This window comes from Acidipila sp. EB88 (assembly GCF_003858395.1).
Taxonomy (GTDB): domain Bacteria; phylum Acidobacteriota; class Terriglobia; order Terriglobales; family Acidobacteriaceae; genus EB88.
The window spans coordinates 43564-58708 of record NZ_QWEV01000002.1 but is presented as its reverse complement, the minus strand read 5'-3'; the positions used below and the strand labels follow the sequence as shown (position 1 = coordinate 58708).

Annotated in this window: 15 protein-coding genes and 2 riboswitches; of the genes, 11 read left to right on the top strand and 4 right to left on the bottom strand. The window is 57.0% G+C overall.

Going from position 1 to position 15145, the window contains the following annotated elements; translation table 11 throughout:
* The first annotated feature begins 23 nt into the window (after nt 1–23).
* The 8 genes from D1Y84_RS00720 (at nt 24) to D1Y84_RS00685 (ending at nt 8091) form a co-directional block, all read left to right on the top strand.
* Nucleotides 24–1685 carry a TolC family protein gene (locus D1Y84_RS00720; protein WP_124846819.1) on the top strand — a complete coding sequence of 554 codons (1662 nt, stop codon included), beginning with the start codon at nt 24–26 and terminating at the stop codon, nt 1683–1685.
* A gap of 46 nt (nt 1686–1731) precedes the next feature.
* Nucleotides 1732–2271, top strand: a complete 540-nt coding sequence (locus tag D1Y84_RS00715) for a cytochrome c (RefSeq protein ID WP_158615246.1) — start codon at nt 1732–1734, stop codon at nt 2269–2271.
* Between the two features lie 107 nt (nt 2272–2378).
* Nucleotides 2379–2978 (top strand): DUF4396 domain-containing protein, encoded by a 600-nt coding sequence (locus tag D1Y84_RS00710; RefSeq protein ID WP_233580911.1) that lies wholly within the window; start codon nt 2379–2381, stop codon nt 2976–2978.
* Complete coding sequence (locus D1Y84_RS00705; protein WP_199726323.1) at nt 2975–3547, top strand: RNA polymerase sigma factor; 573 nt, start codon at nt 2975–2977, stop codon at nt 3545–3547. Before D1Y84_RS00710 ends, D1Y84_RS00705 begins: the two co-directional genes overlap by 4 nt.
* Nucleotides 3548–3633: 86 nt before the next feature.
* Nucleotides 3634–3777 carry a YHS domain-containing protein gene (locus D1Y84_RS00700; protein ID WP_124846816.1) on the top strand — a complete coding sequence of 48 codons (144 nt, stop codon included), beginning with the start codon at nt 3634–3636 and terminating at the stop codon, nt 3775–3777.
* Between the two features lie 69 nt (nt 3778–3846).
* Nucleotides 3847–6279 (top strand): heavy metal translocating P-type ATPase, encoded by a 2433-nt coding sequence (locus tag D1Y84_RS00695; RefSeq protein ID WP_124846815.1) that lies wholly within the window; start codon nt 3847–3849, stop codon nt 6277–6279.
* 451 nt (nt 6280–6730) lie between these two features.
* Entirely contained in the window at nt 6731–7588 is an 858-nt protein-coding gene (locus tag D1Y84_RS00690; RefSeq protein ID WP_124846814.1) for a hypothetical protein, read from the top strand.
* Between the two features lie 11 nt (nt 7589–7599).
* Nucleotides 7600–8091 (top strand): heavy-metal-associated domain-containing protein, encoded by a 492-nt coding sequence (locus tag D1Y84_RS00685; RefSeq protein WP_124846813.1) that lies wholly within the window; start codon nt 7600–7602, stop codon nt 8089–8091.
* Nucleotides 8092–8149: 58 nt separating this feature from the next.
* Here the strand turns inward: D1Y84_RS00685 and D1Y84_RS17775 are convergent, their stop codons facing one another.
* Nucleotides 8150–8350 (bottom strand): hypothetical protein, encoded by a 201-nt coding sequence (locus D1Y84_RS17775; protein ID WP_158615245.1) that lies wholly within the window; start codon nt 8348–8350, stop codon nt 8150–8152.
* Nucleotides 8351–8604: 254 nt separating this feature from the next.
* Between D1Y84_RS17775 and D1Y84_RS00675 the strand changes: the two genes are divergently transcribed.
* The gene (locus D1Y84_RS00675) at nt 8605–9213 is read left to right on the top strand and encodes a cation transporter (protein ID WP_158615244.1); all 609 of its coding nucleotides are present in this window, start codon (nt 8605–8607) and stop codon (nt 9211–9213) included.
* A gap of 15 nt (nt 9214–9228) precedes the next feature.
* Here the strand turns inward: D1Y84_RS00675 and D1Y84_RS00670 are convergent, their stop codons facing one another.
* Both D1Y84_RS00670 and D1Y84_RS00665 read right to left on the bottom strand, forming a co-directional pair.
* On the bottom strand, nt 9229–9600 hold the full coding sequence (locus D1Y84_RS00670; protein WP_233580910.1) for an HNH endonuclease signature motif containing protein: 372 nt from the start codon (nt 9598–9600) through the stop codon (nt 9229–9231).
* Between the two features lie 62 nt (nt 9601–9662).
* Nucleotides 9663–10298 (bottom strand): recombinase family protein, encoded by a 636-nt coding sequence (locus tag D1Y84_RS00665; RefSeq protein ID WP_124846810.1) that lies wholly within the window; start codon nt 10296–10298, stop codon nt 9663–9665.
* A 688-nt stretch (nt 10299–10986) separates the two neighbouring features.
* Nucleotides 10987–11053, bottom strand: a riboswitch (Fluoride riboswitch).
* A gap of 108 nt (nt 11054–11161) precedes the next feature.
* Nucleotides 11162–11231, top strand: a riboswitch (Fluoride riboswitch).
* A 14-nt stretch (nt 11232–11245) separates the two neighbouring features.
* Between D1Y84_RS00665 and D1Y84_RS00660 the strand changes: the two genes are divergently transcribed.
* Nucleotides 11246–13006, top strand: a complete 1761-nt coding sequence (locus tag D1Y84_RS00660) for a voltage-gated chloride channel family protein (protein WP_199726322.1) — start codon at nt 11246–11248, stop codon at nt 13004–13006.
* Nucleotides 13007–13049: 43 nt separating this feature from the next.
* Complete coding sequence (locus D1Y84_RS00655; protein WP_124846809.1) at nt 13050–13601, top strand: histidine phosphatase family protein; 552 nt, start codon at nt 13050–13052, stop codon at nt 13599–13601.
* A 157-nt stretch (nt 13602–13758) separates the two neighbouring features.
* On the opposite strand, the gene D1Y84_RS00650 is transcribed toward D1Y84_RS00655, so the two are convergent.
* Nucleotides 13759–15144 (bottom strand): TolC family protein, encoded by a 1386-nt coding sequence (locus D1Y84_RS00650; RefSeq protein WP_124846808.1) that lies wholly within the window; start codon nt 15142–15144, stop codon nt 13759–13761.
* Nucleotide 15145 lies beyond the last annotated feature (1 nt).

The window sequence follows — 15145 nt, the reverse complement described above, 5'->3', positions numbered from 1 at the left end:
GACCTTCGGGTCCAGGAGAAGACATGAAAATCAAGAATCTGGCGCTTAGCTTCGCCATTGCCGCAAGCGCCTGCACCCTACAGGCTCAACAGTCCATGCCGGATATGCCCGGCATGAAGATGGACCCACCGCCGCCGAAACCTCAACAAGCTCCGGCTCCAAAACCGAATCGCAGGAAGAACGTACCCGACCCAATGCCTGGCGATATGAAGAGCATGAGTCAGGACGCCGGAGACGCAAAAGCTAAAGCCGCGGCCGATAGCGTCACGCAGTCCTTCCAACAGCAAGCCCACCAGCCCCAGGGCAAACCCGGTCCGGCCAGCGACGCTAGCTCTACCAAGCTGCCTATCCAGGAGTTGCAGGAACCCGAAGCGATCGACTTCCGTACAGGCAGTGACCTGCCCGCCCCGGAACTGCTGAGGGATGTCGTTAGCCGGGAACCGATGACGGTTGAGAACTTCCTCGCATTGGCCGATAAGACCAACCCAACGCTATCGCAAGCGCAGAGGAACGTTGACCGTTCCAGGCAACAGGCCCGCCAGATGGGTCTTCCCCCCAATCCAATCGTCGGCTATTCGGGAGATCACATCCGGGGAGGCGAGTATCACGGAGGCGAAGAAGGGGCGTTCTTCTCTCAGGAGTTCATCCTTGGAAGGAAGCTCGCTCTGCGGCGGGACATCTATCGAGCCGAAGGACGCTCGAATGAGTACGCCGTGGAAATCCAGAAGGCCCGCATTCATAACGACGTTGCGCGAGCATTTTTCGACGCTCTCGCAGCCCAGCAATCAGTCGTTGTCCATGACCGACTGCTTAAAGTGGCCCTCGACGCTCAAACCAACGCACACGAGTTGGAGAGGGTCGGTCAGGCCGATTCTTCCGAGGTGTTAAACGCTGAAATAGCCGCAGAACAAGCGAAGGTAGAGTTTGTGAACGCGCAGCGCATGTTCTTGGCTACCTTTACTCAGCTCGCAACCTACTCGGGTCAAAGCTCTCTCGCACCGCAGCCTCTAACCGGCAGCCTCGTCGAACCTCCCGAGCTTGATCCCGAAGGGATGGTCGTTACTGACACGCAGGAAAGCCCCGCTGTGAAGCAGGCGGAAGCCAACGTCGCCGTTGCAGAGGCTCGTGTCAAATCTGCACAGCGAGAGAGAGTGCCAAATCTCAACCTCAAGGCGGGCGAGTGGTACTCCGGTGAGACTCTCGGATCGACGAACATCAAGGCAGGTTGGATGAGCTTTGCAGAGGCGGGCGTTCAACTTCCTCTCTGGAATCGCAATCAGGGCAACATTCAAGCGGCGAAGGTTGAACTGGATCGAGCACACCATGATGTAAACCGGACTCAGCTTCTCACTCGGAACCGCGCAGAACCCTACGCACAGCAGTATCAGACGGCCCGCTTCACCGCAGAGCGGTATCGCACTGAAATGTTGCCCCGCGCCCGGCGCGCTTACCAGTTGGAGGTCACAAAATACCAACAGATGGCACAGGGGTATCCTCATGTCCTTGCCGCCCAGCACATGCTTTTCACGCTACAGCTTACCTACATCCAGGCCCTCAACGAGGAGTGGCGAGCCGCGATTGCTCTTCAGAACTACACGCTCATGAACGGGTTGGACGAGCCCATGAGCATCGGTCAGGATTCAACCACGATGAACCTGCCGACTGCGCCCGGACCGGACCAGTGATGAAACCGACGAGGGGGCAGCGAACTATGCAGCGAGTGATCAACGTTTGGGCCGCCACAGCTCTGGCAGGAGTTGTGGTGGTTGTCGTCGCTTTCGGGGTGCTCTGGCACGGGGGGTTCAGCTCTCGGCCGGAGCCCTCAAACATGGAAGCCAGCATCGCGATGAAGGCCTACGACAGCTCGACTCCCGAGCGATACGAGAGCTGCAGAATCCTCTTTCTGCACATGGCATAAGCCTGATCGAAGCCGGAGGGCATTACGAGGAGCATTGTGCGGTTTGTCATGGCGACGACGGCACCGGCAACCCGAAGTTTCACGGCATCATGTATCCCCGTCCCACCGACCTGCGCTCTGAGGAGACACAGGAGATGTCCGATGGCGAACTCTATTGGGTCATCAAGAACGGTGTTCGTTGGTCGGGGATGCCAGCATTCGGGAAACCCGGCGATGACGATGAACACGCATGGAAGATGGTCGCTTACGTCCGACATCTGCCAAAACTCACCCCTGCCGAAGAGCAGAAGGTGCTAACTCACACGGAGGAGCCGATGGATCACGGCGAAGCTCCCCACGACCACTCCCATTGAGGTGACCCATGTTCGAAACGATAGCTTGGATTTCGCTCGGAATCGCATTCTTTTGCTCCATTGTGATCGCAGTCGATATCGTGCGGCATCCTCAAAAGATGGGTGTGATGAATATCGTCTGGCCGGTGACAGCTCTATACGGAAGCGTGTTCGCGCTCTGGGCTTATTTCCGCATCGGCCGTAAAAAGGCCAAGGATGCGCAGCAGAGCATGTCCGAGGAGGAGCACAAGAGGATGATGAAGGAGGCCAAAGAGCATCCGAAACCCTCTCAGACCGGTGTAGCCGCCAGCCACTGCGGTGCAGGCTGCGCCCTCGGGGATGTTGTCGCCGACTTCGCCGTATTCGGCTTTGCCCTCACGCTGTGGGGTTCGGACCTCTGGGCCAGCTTCGTGATCGACTACATCCTGGCCTGGCTGCTCGGCATCGGCTTCCAATACTTCACCATCGCACCCATGCGAGGCATCTCAGGCTGGGAAGGCATCTGGGCTGCAATCAAAGCCGACACATTCTCCATCACCGCTTGGCAGCTCGGCATGTACGGCTGGATGCTGCTTACCTACTTCGTGATCTTTCCGCACCCGCACCTTCAGCCCAACCAGGCCGGCTACTGGTTCATGATGCAGTTCGCCATGATTGCCGGCTTCTTCACCGCGTATCCCATGAACTACATCCTCGTGAAAACAGGACTGAAAGAGGCGATGGCATGAAGGCTATCGAGATGGTCGCACTCTCCGCGCCGGAACCGAGTGCTCTCCTCGCGCAGCTTCTGGAGCACCGGGCGGAATTTCTCGGCTTTCTGACACGACGGGTCGGCGATCCCGCAGCTGCAGAGGACATTTTGCAAGCGGCCTACACGAAGGCGCTCGAAAAAGGCGGGCAGATTCAGAACACCGAAAGCGTGGTGGCATGGTTTTATCGCATGCTGCGGAATGCCCTTGTAGACCACTACCGCAGGAACGCTGCCCGTACCCGCGCCCACGACCAGTTTGTGGCGGAAGCTCCCCTGAGCTACGAAACCGAGGACGAGGCGAATCTGTGCGCCTGCGTAGGAGGCGTGGTCCAGACCCTCAAGCCGGAGTACCGGACCGCCCTGGAGCGGATCGATCTTGGAGGCGAGTCGATTGCAGACTTCGCACAAGCCGAGGGCACAACGCCGAACAACGCTTCTGTCCGATTGCATCGGGCGCGCCGCGCGGCGGCGAAGAAGCTCACCCAGGTCTGCGGTGCGTGCGCAGATCACAAATGCCTGGATTGCACCTGTAAACGCCAGGTGTAAGAGAAAGCGGGCACGTGCGTCTGCATGGGTAAGGAGAAAAGCCCATGTGTTGTTGCAGCGGAACCAAAACGAAGGAGACGAGCCAAATGGTGAAGGATGTCGTGTGCGGGATGCAGATCGACTCAAACGAAGCGGCGGGCAAGAGCGAGTATCAGGGCCAGACGTACTACTTCTGCGCCCCAGGATGCAAGCGCAAGTTCGACGCCAACCCCCAGCAGTTCGTGAAGTAAGAGGCCCGGGGCGGTGAACTGGCGAAGTGTTGCCAGTCTGCCGCATCCGGAGTTTTACAGGAGCAAGCCATGGCAGAGGTTCAAGAAGCTGAGTTAGTACGCGATCCCGTGTGCGGGATGATGATTGAACCGCAGGACGCTGTGAGCTCGCAGGAGGTTGAAGGAAAGACCTACCACTTCTGCAATCGTTCCTGTGCCACAAAGTTCGCGGCCGATCCCAAAAGCTATTTGCAACCGGTTGCAAAATCCGCAGATTTGCCGCCCAAGGGCCAGGAGAACGTCGAATACATCTGCCCCATGGACCCCGAAGTTCACAAGATGGGGCCGGGTGCCTGCCCCAAGTGCGGCATGGCGCTCGAACCCGCCACCATGAAGGCACCGGCCACTCGGAGCGATTTCACCTGTCCGATGCACCCGCAGATCAGCCGGCAGGAGCCGGGCAACTGCCCCATCTGCGGTATGACGCTTGAACCACGGGAGACCACCGTGGAAGAGGCGAATCCCGAGCTGACGGACATGACGCGTCGCTTTTGGATCAGCGTCGCTTTGGCCGTGCCCCTGCTGGCGCTCATGGTCTCTGACCTCTTCCCTTCCATGCCGCTGCAGCACATGCTGGCAGCCCGGACCTGGGCCTGGATCGAGTTCGCGCTGGCATCGCCCGTCGTGCTTTGGTGTGGCTGGCCGTTCTTTGTGCGAGGTTGGCAATCGGTCGTGAACCGCCACCTCAATATGTTCACGCTGATCGCGCTTGGCACGGGGGCGTCCTTCCTTTATAGCGCCGTGGCTACGATAGCTCCCCAGATCTTTCCTCCATCGTTTCATGCGGAAGGTGGCGAGATCGCGCTCTACTTCGAGCCTGCGGTCGTCATCATTGCGCTGGTCCTGCTGGGACAGGTGATGGAACTACGCGCCCGCAGTCAGACCGGCAGTGCTATTCGTGCGCTGCTGGGTTTGGCACCAAAGACTGCGAGACGCCTGGACGAACAGGGTGGCGAAAGCGACGTGCTGCTCGATCACGTTCAGGTGGGCGACCGGCTGCGGGTCAGGCCGGGCGAGAAGGTCCCTGTCGATGGCGTGGTGCTGGAGGGACATAGTTCGATTGACGAGTCCATGGTCAGCGGCGAGCCAATTCCTGTCGAGAAAGATGTTGCGGCCAAAGTCACCGGAGGCACCGTGAACGGCACAGGTGGCTTTGTCATGCGGGCTGAGCGGATCGGTGCGGATACCCTTCTCTCCCAGATCGTCAAGATGGTCAGTCAGGCGCAGCGGTCCCGTGCGCCAATCCAGCGGCTTGCCGACCGCGTTGCGTCTTTCTTCGTTCCCGCAGTGATCCTCGCAGCGGTAGCCACCTTCATCGTCTGGTATCTGGTTGGTCCTCAGCCCCGCTTTGCACACGCCCTTGTGAACGCCGTTGCGGTCCTGATCGTCGCTTGCCCGTGCGCCCTGGGACTGGCTACTCCGATGGCCATCATGGTGGGTACGGGCCGGGGGGCCGGAGCTGGCATCCTCATTCGCGATGCCGAGTCCTTGGAGACCTTCGGTAAGGTGAACACGCTGATTGTCGATAAGACCGGAACCCTCACCGAAGGCAAGCCGACCCTTGCTTCGGTCCTTCCTCAACCAGGCACCAGCGAATCTGACCTCTTGCAGTTCGTCGCGAGCCTTGAACGTTCGAGCGAGCATCCTCTCGCAGCGGCCATCGTAAAGGGAGCCGAAGCGAAGAAGCTCACCCTTACGGATGTGCAGGGATTCAGCTCCATCACCGGCAAGGGTGTGAAAGGAACCATCTCCGGCAAGCAAATCGCTGTAGGTAACGCGGAGATGTTTCGAGAGCTGGGCATTGACCCGGCACCACCTATGCTCACCCAAGCCGAAACTCTTAGAAAAGAAGGTCAGACTGTCATGCTGGTTGCCATAGACGGTAAGCCCGCAGGTCTGGTCAGCGTCTCCGATCCAATCAAGGAATCCACTTCCGAAGCTATCCGCGAACTGAAATCGGCAGGCCTCAAGGTCATCATGGTCACAGGAGACAACCAGACCACGGCTCGGGCCGTTGCGGACAAACTCGGAATCGAGTTCGAAGCCGATGTTCTTCCTCAGCAGAAGGCTGAAGTCGTCAAAAAGTATCAGCAGCAGGGTGCAATCGTGGCCATGGCCGGTGATGGGGTGAACGACGCTCCAGCACTCGCACAGGCCAATATCGGAATTGCCATGGGTACCGGCACCGACGTAGCGATGGAAGCTGGTGGCATTACGCTCCTCACCGGCGATCTTCGCGGCATTCTTAGAGCGCGACACCTCAGCAAAGCAACCATGAGCAACATCCGGCAGAACCTCTTCTTCGCTTTCATTTACAACGCGATTGGAGTGCCGCTGGCCGCCGGAGTGCTGTTCCCCTTCTTCGGTCTGCTACTCAATCCAATGATTGCCGCCGGAGCCATGAGCTTCAGTTCCGTCTCTGTGATTGCCAACTCTTTGCGACTAAGAACGGCAAAGCTCTGAGGAATATAGTTATTACAGTGCGCCGGCTCGTCAGCTTCGTTGCGATTTTCCTGCTGCTCATCACGGCAGCGCCGGTGCTTGCCTGCGCTACAGGCAGTGGGATGAGCCACGAAGAGCGTGCCTGCTGCCGTGCCATGCACGGCAACTGCGGCGAGATGGCGAAAACGGGCTGCTGCAAAATGGAGGTTCGGGCTGACACTCACCCGCAACTTCCAGTCGCGACATCGGACATCAGCTTTGTTCAAGCCTTCGTCCAGTGGGTTGTATTGTCCTTTGCGCCAGACCAGAGCATCCCTCCATCGGTTCTACGGTATCCCGATGAGCATTCCCCGCCAGGTTTGCTAGTTGCAGAACTGACCGTTCTCCGCATTTGAATCGCTCCCTTTGACCAGAGACCTGCATACCTAAGTGTGCCTGCGTTTCATTCGGTTCAAAACGAAGGAGCTTCCAAATGAAGTATTTTCTGGTCCTCGCCAGTGCGTTCGCGCTGACGAGCACAGCCTTTGCCTCTGACCATGGCCCCATCTTCAGCTATGCAACGCCTGTCAACTCCCAAGGGGAGGTGAGCTGCGATGCCGGAATCTTTGGTCGAAGTGGGTCCAAAGGTTCGCAATTGTCCACCGGCACGGGGTGCGGCTACGGCATTACGCCGCACATAACCGCGAACGTCTTTCTACCGGCCACGTTCGGCAATGGATCACTTCCTGAAAGCCGAATTTTTCCGGGGAGTGAATGGTCAGCCGGAGCCTCATGGCGCTTTCTTCATTCCGTCACGACCGTAGGCAAGCGGATCGAATCCACCGCCTCCCTTGGGGTGGTGGTGCCGGGGCCACAACAGGATTCCGGCGTCCTTGCCGGTGTGCATCGAGCCCCCGGTGTTGCGGGATCTCTCGCCACTGGCTTGGCTTCCAGGAGTCAGTATGTTTGGGTTGGTGGAGGCTACACCCGCTTTGCGGAAGCCTCGCAGAGCCGCAGGCCCGACACGATTTCGTGGAGTGGTGTCTATGGTTATCGTCCGGCAAAGCTTCGCCGAGGATACGACCAGTGGGACTATCGAGGCTTTGCAGAATTGACCGGAGAACATACCGGCGGTGTGCGAACGGCTGGGGCGATCCTTCCGAACAGCAGCACCACGACGGTTTGGCTAGGACCCTCGATCCTTGCCATTTTCAAGACCGTTTCGATTTCAGCGGGAGTCCAGGCGCCCATTTACCGGGATGCGTCCGACAGTCTCTACGGCCGGGAGCACGTCCGCTTCGCAGTCAACCTCAGCTATCTCAAATTCTCCGCACACAACAGCTCCCATTGAAAGGACTGACCATGAAAAAGACTCTCGCAGCAGCCGCTCTCGTTTTCTCTACTCTCGCCGCTCACGCGGAATATCAACAGGTGAACCTCACCGTTTTCGGCATGGACTGCGCGCCGTGCGCCCACGCCATTCACGTTTCCATGAAAGGCATCCAGGGAGTGAACACGGTCGATGTAGACCTCAACACCGGCCTCGTTTCCGTCAAGCTCAGCTCAGGCAGCAGCGCTTCCATGCACCAGTTCAACGAAGCGGTGGAGAAGAACGGGTTTACCCATAAGGACGCTACTATCGTTGCGCGAGGCAAGGTGACTGGCACCTCAGCAGCGCCCTTCTTTGAGGTGGCAGGGACGCAGGACCGTTTTGCTCTAAAACCAGCCGCTGCTCCTGGTGACATCGCCGCGCTGCTCGGAAAGATGGTTACGGTCTCAGGAACGCTTCCACAGGCCGCGAAAGGCAAGGTGCCGGATACCTTGCGTTACACGACGATTGCGGAGGCGCAATGACCTCGACCGCTCTCCCTCTCGCGCCGGAACGCAGGGCCAGACGAGCCGCCCTGCTCAACTATTTCTCTCTGTTCAGTTCGTTCAGCACACTTATCTGCTGTGCGCTGCCTTCTATCCTCGTCCTGCTTGGATTGGGAACGACTGTCGCTTCCCTGCTTTCAGCAGCACCGTGGCTTGTAAGTCTCTCCCGGCACAAAATATGGACTTTCAGCATCGCCGGAACGCTCATCACAGCCAGCTTTGTGATGACGTATGTCATTGCGCCCCGGCTCCAACAAGGGGAAGTCTGCGCGGCGGATGACCCAACCACTTGCGGAGAAGTCAGCAAGCTAAGTCGGGTTATCCTTTGGGGATCGGCTCTCATCTGGAGCGGAGGCTTTTTCGTCGCATACCTACTCGGCCCTATTCTCGAACGAATGGACCGGTAACGAACCCAGGTGCATCCTCGGCAGGATGCACCTGAAAGCCTTTCTTGTCATAGAGCTTTCCAGAACAACAGTCAGGTGGAAGCCCATGGAACGAGTCGCCGCAGCCACATCAGAACAGCAAACCTCCACAGTGAAAAGGCTGCAGCTCATCACGATAGGCTGGATGGTGATTGAACTATGCGTTTCATTGTTCGCAGGAATCCAGGCCCATAGCGTTGCGCTAACCTCCTTCGGCGCAGACAGCGCCATCGAACTCATGTCGGCTGTTGTTGTTCTTCGGCGTTTCGCTTTGGGACCGGGAACGGAAAGACGTGCTGCCAGGATTTCTGGCATACTCCTGTACCTGCTCGCGACGTACATCATTGCCACATCTGCTTTAAGCCTCGTCAGGCCAGCTTTTCAACCAAAACCGTCCAGATTAGGCATCGTGCTCTTGGTTGCAGCTGCGATCATCATGCCGCTGCTCGGAAGAGCGAAGAGGAGGCTGGCCCATGAGACCGGAAGCCATGCTCTCAAGGCCGACGCCGCGCAAAGCAACGTCTGCGCCTATATGTCGTGGATCGCTCTCGTGGGGCTTCTGGCAAACTTTCTTTTCCATCTCTCGTGGGCCGATTCGGTGGCCGCGCTGCTTCTGCTGCCCATTGTTCTGAAGGAAGCAAGGGAAGCCAGCAAGGGAGCGGTCTGCGAATGCTGAGGGTGGCGCGACAAGTCACGTTTGGTTCTTCTTCAAATCAAAGAGCGGTACCCGCTGCGGACCCGGTTTCTTTACATTGAAGACCAGGCTTGTTTGTTCATGCCCCTTTGGATGCTGCTCTCGCCATAATTCCAGGAGCAGCGGCGGCATCGCCGAGAGCACCGCTTTGGTACGGTGGATCTTTGCATGGCAGCCAGGACAAAGTGAGAGCATCATGTTCATGACCGACTTGCCGGGTACCCGGTGGTGAACAACGATGGATCGTTTGTCGCGACCGGAAGCATCGCAAACCCGGCAACGATAGCCGTCTCGCTCCAATACCGCTTCCCGTAGACCGCCGAAATACTCCTCATCCTGCCGTTTCAGCGTGTAGCAGGTCGAGCACAATCCCAGCGCTAGGATCCTCGGATTCCCACACGGACAGTGCATCACCCTTTGAACGAGACGTGTCACTTCCCTGCCCTTCCAGGTTCCGCCTTTGCCCGTCCGATGTAACGGTAGACCGTCGTCCGATCCAACTTGAACTCACGCGCCAGGGCCGCTTTGCTTTCACCCAAACCCAGACGACGAGTCAGCTCAGCCGCCCGATCCGGCGTCAGCAAGCGCTTGCGCCCTTTATAGACGCCATCTCGTTTCGCCAGCTCGATCCCTTCTCGCTGTCGTTCCCGACTCCACGCCACTTCAAACTCCGCGAACGAGCCCATCATATTAAGAAGTAGCGTCGCCATCGGCGAATCGTCGCCGGTGAGAGTCAGGTTCTCTTTAATAAACCGCACACCGATCTTTCGCGAAGTCAGTTCGCCAACCGTCTTTCGGAGGTCCACCAGATTGCGGCCCAGGCGATCCATCGAGTGACACACAACCGTGTCGCCTTCCCGGACGAACTTCATCAATGCTTCGAGCTGCGGGCGTTGAATGTTCTTGCCCGAGGCTTTATCTAGGAACACACGGTCCAGCTCCAGCCCTTCGAGCTGGCGGCTCTCATTCTGTTCAAAGCTGCTCACCCGCACGTACCCCACCGTCTGTCCCTTCGGCGGGTGATGTGTAGCATTAGGCTTTACTACTTTCGGCATTGCCTGTAGCATAAACCAAAAATCAACCCTATGCCACTAGGCTGCAGCCAATGATGCAACGTGGCGATACGGTATACCCAAAGAGCACATCCCTGATCGGAGGATCAGCACGTGAAACTTGAAGAAGGTTTGGCATACGCAGCACAGGGCCGCGCATTGCTCTTCCTCGGTGCAGGCTTCTCATGGAGAGCCGCCGAGCCCGTTTAGGGAAGCGTGCAAACTCTTGCGACCGCAATTCGCGGATCAATGGAGACACTATTCCTATCGAGTCTCGGCAAACTACTTTGATTTCTACACTAGGTTTTCAGGCGACCTTTCCCCTGCTGAGGTCGATGCAATACGAGGAGCAGCAACTGAGATCCTTGAACGCATATCGTCTCTACCAGACATCGCAGAGGAACAGAGATGTTCAGGCTTGCCGGGTGGCTCAAACGAAAATCGTGCAGGCTGCCTGAACAGAAGACGTATATTGATCGCAGCTCCCATATCTGAAAGTTCGAAGACTTACTTCAGAAATATCCGGATTGCCGATTTCGTCGTTTCTAGTACTCCCCAGGCAAACGGGACACCCACGACAATCCAGGCTGCAGCTATCTTCCAAAAGGGTGTAGTTCTTTCTAGTTTGTCGTTCATACACGCTTCCTTCTCTCTCAAAACAGTTTTTTCGAGAGTGGGAGCTGCCTGAAGACAAATTCCCACCCTGACGGTAGGAATCATTAGCCCGTCGATTGAGGGCGGTTAAGGTGGAATCCATCACCTAATGGGAAAGCTACCACTTGGAACTAAGCATCGGCAAGAGCCTGCAGAGCCGTCTGGAGCGCCTCAGGAACTTTCCTGTTTGTTGACGTGGCCTGGGAGATCACCTACCATTTCCAAAAGCACAAGGTGATGGAGTTCGCCTGAACCGCTCTGGCTTCTGCCGGCGCTGATGACTCCTACGATTCCTCGTAGGAGCTCGCTTGCAATTCAACAGAAAAAACCTGGCAAAACTCGAGCAGCCGCACCTCCTGTTTGACTTGGTGCGTTGGCTCTTTATCGCCTCAGTTGCAGGTGCTCTAGCAGGTACAGCTTCTGCAGTGCTGCTCGTCTCGCTTGCCTGGGCAACCCAGCTGCGAGAGTCACATCGCTGGCTGATTGCTTTGTTGCCTTTGGCTGGCCTCTTCGTTGGGTGCTTGTACAAATATTTGGGCTCGTCAGTCGAGGCAGGCAACAACCTCATTCTCGAAGAGGTGCATGATCCGCAAGCCACAATTCCGCTGCGAATGACACCACTCATCCTGCTCGGTACCTTCTTGACACATTTGTTCGGTGGTTCTGCGGGAAGAGAAGGAACCGCAATCCAGACTGGAGCCTCGCTCGCAGATCAATTGACACGCTTTTTCGGGCTCAATGCGAAAGACCGCCGTATTCTCCTCATGGCTGGTATCAGCGGGGGCTTCGGCTCTGTTTTCGGCACCCCCCTTGCAGGAGCAATCTTCGGAATCGAAGTACTTGCGATCGGCAAACTCGGATACGACGCGATTTTTCCATGCTTTGTAGGAGCCTTTGTTGGGGACTACATCACCCACGCATGGGGCGTCCACCATACCCTCTACGTCGTTTCGAGCGTCTCTAAACTCACACCCATCACATTTATAGCCGCCATTACTGCGGGAATTTGCTTTGGGCTTACAGCCATGCTCTTTGCAAAGACTACGCATGCGATCTCGCACTGGTTTAAGAAGCATATTGCCTGGGGTCCAGCAAGGCCTCTCTTAGGTGGCGCACTCGTCGCGGCTGCTGTTTTCGCTGCGCATACCACTCGCTATGTCGGCCTTGGCATTCCAACGATAGTGGCTTCCTTTACCAGCCGCCTGCCCTGGTACGCCTTTGCCGCTAAGTTTGGGTTCACGGCTTTGACTCTCGGAGCAGGGTTTAAAGGTGGGGAGGTCACGCCCCTTTTTTTTATTGGCTCCACGCTTGGCAATGCGCTCTCCCACTGGCTCCCGCTTCCTTCGTCGTTGCTCGCTGCAATGGGTTTCGTGGGCGTGTTCGCTGGCGCAGCGAATACACCCATCTCCTCCAGCCTAATGGCGGTTGAATTGTTTGGGCCAGAAGCCGGATCTTTCGCGGCGATTGCCTGCGTGGTGAGCTATCTGTTCTCCGGGCATTCCGGGATCTACCATGCTCAGCGTGTAGGTCAAAGCAAGCACTCTGCACTTGTGTATGAGGAAGGCCTCTCCCTCGCCCTTGTAGCAAAGGGCAGGCTGGAGGAAGACATTGATGCTTTAGCTGACGTCGATGATTTTGATCTTCTAAAAGGATTTGAAATGGCTGATCTCGCAGTACTGCGCCTTTACTTTAGTGCCTCCGAGGTTCTTAAACACGATTCATGGTGGCGTCGCATGCTGCCGCAAAACCTTGGCTCATATCTGCTCCAGCAGGCGAAGGAGGTAGGTATCGAGCAAGCATTGCTTCACCGAGTGATCGGTGGCTACCTCAAGAATCAGCAGCTGGTTATGGACAACAGTGAAATACCGCCGCCGAAATTGCCTCAGTGTCTTGAACTGATAGGCGAGGAAGACTTGCTACAGACATTTCTGAAGCGGAACCAAAACCACCTAAAGAGCATTCGCATTATGTTCCTGCGAGGGGAAGAAGCTCGAATAGAAGCTGCCATCGATAAAGAAGAGATTGAAGAGGCGCTCAGGATTGAGCGATCCGAGCACTTGCTGGATTAGGACGGCGATGCATGACATGGAGCGAGAAGAAAGGATGACCCAGATGCAGAATGAGAAAGCAATTCAGCTCTGGCTTTTACGCCATGGCGAGACGGAGTGGAGTCTCTCTGGCGCACATACCAGCCGTACAGATATTTCGCTGACCGAACGAGGTCGAGAACAAGCGCTGACCATCGGCAAACACCTCAATGGCAGAAGGTTCAGCACGGTTTTAACAAGTCCGATGCAACGCGCGCAGGAGACCTGTCGCCTGGCGGGGCTTGCCGACTACGCCCACGTGGAAGCTAATCTTTGTGAGTGGGATTACGGGCTCTACGAGGGAAGAACGACTGCAGAGATACGCAGGGAAACGCCGGGCTGGTCGGTGTGGACCGGTCACCTGCCCCAAGGCGAGACGGTAGATGAAGTCGGAATGCGCGCTCAGGCAGTCATCGATCGATGCCTAAGCGTAGGCGGTACGGTCGCGTTGTTTGCACATGCACATATTCTTCGCATTCTCACCGCAGTCTGGCTTGAACTCGCGCCTGCGCATGGACGTCTGTTTGCGCTCGAAACTGGGTCGTTGAGCAAGCTCGGCGGCCTCGATCGCACATGAGGTCAACAATCCCTTGGAGTCGGTGACGAACCTGATTTATCTCGCTCGGATAAATGGCAACCTCGACACAGTCCGTGAGTACCTCACGACGGCGGATGAGGAGTTGGGTCGTGCTTCGGGGGCTGCTCGGAGAAAGAATGTATATGCACAAGGCAATCTAAGGTTGTACTCCGGTTTGGTAGTTCAACGTGGAGAGTGCAAGTCTGTACTGATACTGTGCATTCGTATGGCTGATCGCCGCCTGTGTCTGTTGAAGCTGCGCCTGACTTAGTTCAACGATAGACGCGAGCCCAAGCTGATAGCGGGTTTTCGCTAAAGCGAGACTCTGGTTGGTCTGCTGAACAAACTGCTCCGTCACGCTGATTCTCTGGTAGGCGTTGTTTGCCTGGAGCCAAGCGGTCTGGACATTACGCACGATGTTGTTGCGAAGCTCACGGGTCTGCTCACTCGCTGCATTGGCGCGAAGCTGCGCTTCCTGTGCCTGCGCCGAAAAAAGAAATCCATTAAAGATAGGAATATTGATATTCGCACCCACAGCTCCATCCCAACTGGATGTGAAGTACTGTCCTGGACGCACAGGATCTCCACCGACCGTTCCGAGTGCGCTGATGGTGGGCCGATTCTGATCACTTTGTGCCTTGCTGAACACCTGCTGCGACTGGCGGTGAAGATCAGCTGCTAGCAAATCCGGACGCTGCGCGAGCGCAGTTTGGATCAGCATCTGAGCGTCCGGAGGTGGAGCAGTAAGTGCCTGTCCATCATCGAGCAGCCTGTAGTTGATCTCGTGGTCGAGCCCCAGGACTTCGTCAAGCGCAGCCATAGCGGCGCTCGCATTGCTAACCGCATCTAGTTGCTGTAGCTGCGCCTGGGACACATCAACGTTGGCAAAGGTCAGATCGAGAGTAGAACGCAGATTGTTCTTGGTGAGTTGACCGACCTGCCCACTGGTCGCCTGACGGGTGTTCACTGTCTGCTGCGCAACCTCGAGCAGCGCTTGTGCCTCGAGTGCATCGTAAAAGGCCTGATCTGTTACAAGTGTCACATCTTGTCGGGTGGCCAGCGCGCCGGCCTGCTGAGAGCGCTCCTCAAGACGCGCGGCTGCCACCAGGCTTGAAGTGCGACCGAAGTCAGTCAAGAGCTGATCGACTTCCACACCACCTCCGGCATGCTGAAAGAGGCGTGAGTCATTTAGTGCGCCCGAGGCGATACGGCTTCCGTCCTTGGCTGCTACAACTGTCAGACTACCATTGGCCTGCGGTAACTCGCCGGCGCGTGACTCACGCAGTACCTGATGCTGCGCAAGTGCAAGCAGATGACTGATGCTCACGCGAGGATTGTTCCGGAGAGCAAGCTGCTCTGCTTCCTCACTCGTCAACGTAGTAGGCACACTCGGTAACGACGTCGTTAGTGTCCCCTTGAGTGTGTTGGAAGCCAGTGAAGCATAGGGAGCGGCTGGAAGTTGGAACATTGCCTGTGCCGCCGCACTTACAACGTCGATTATGGTGGAAGCAAGAAAAAGAACGAGAAAGCAACGCATCGCCATG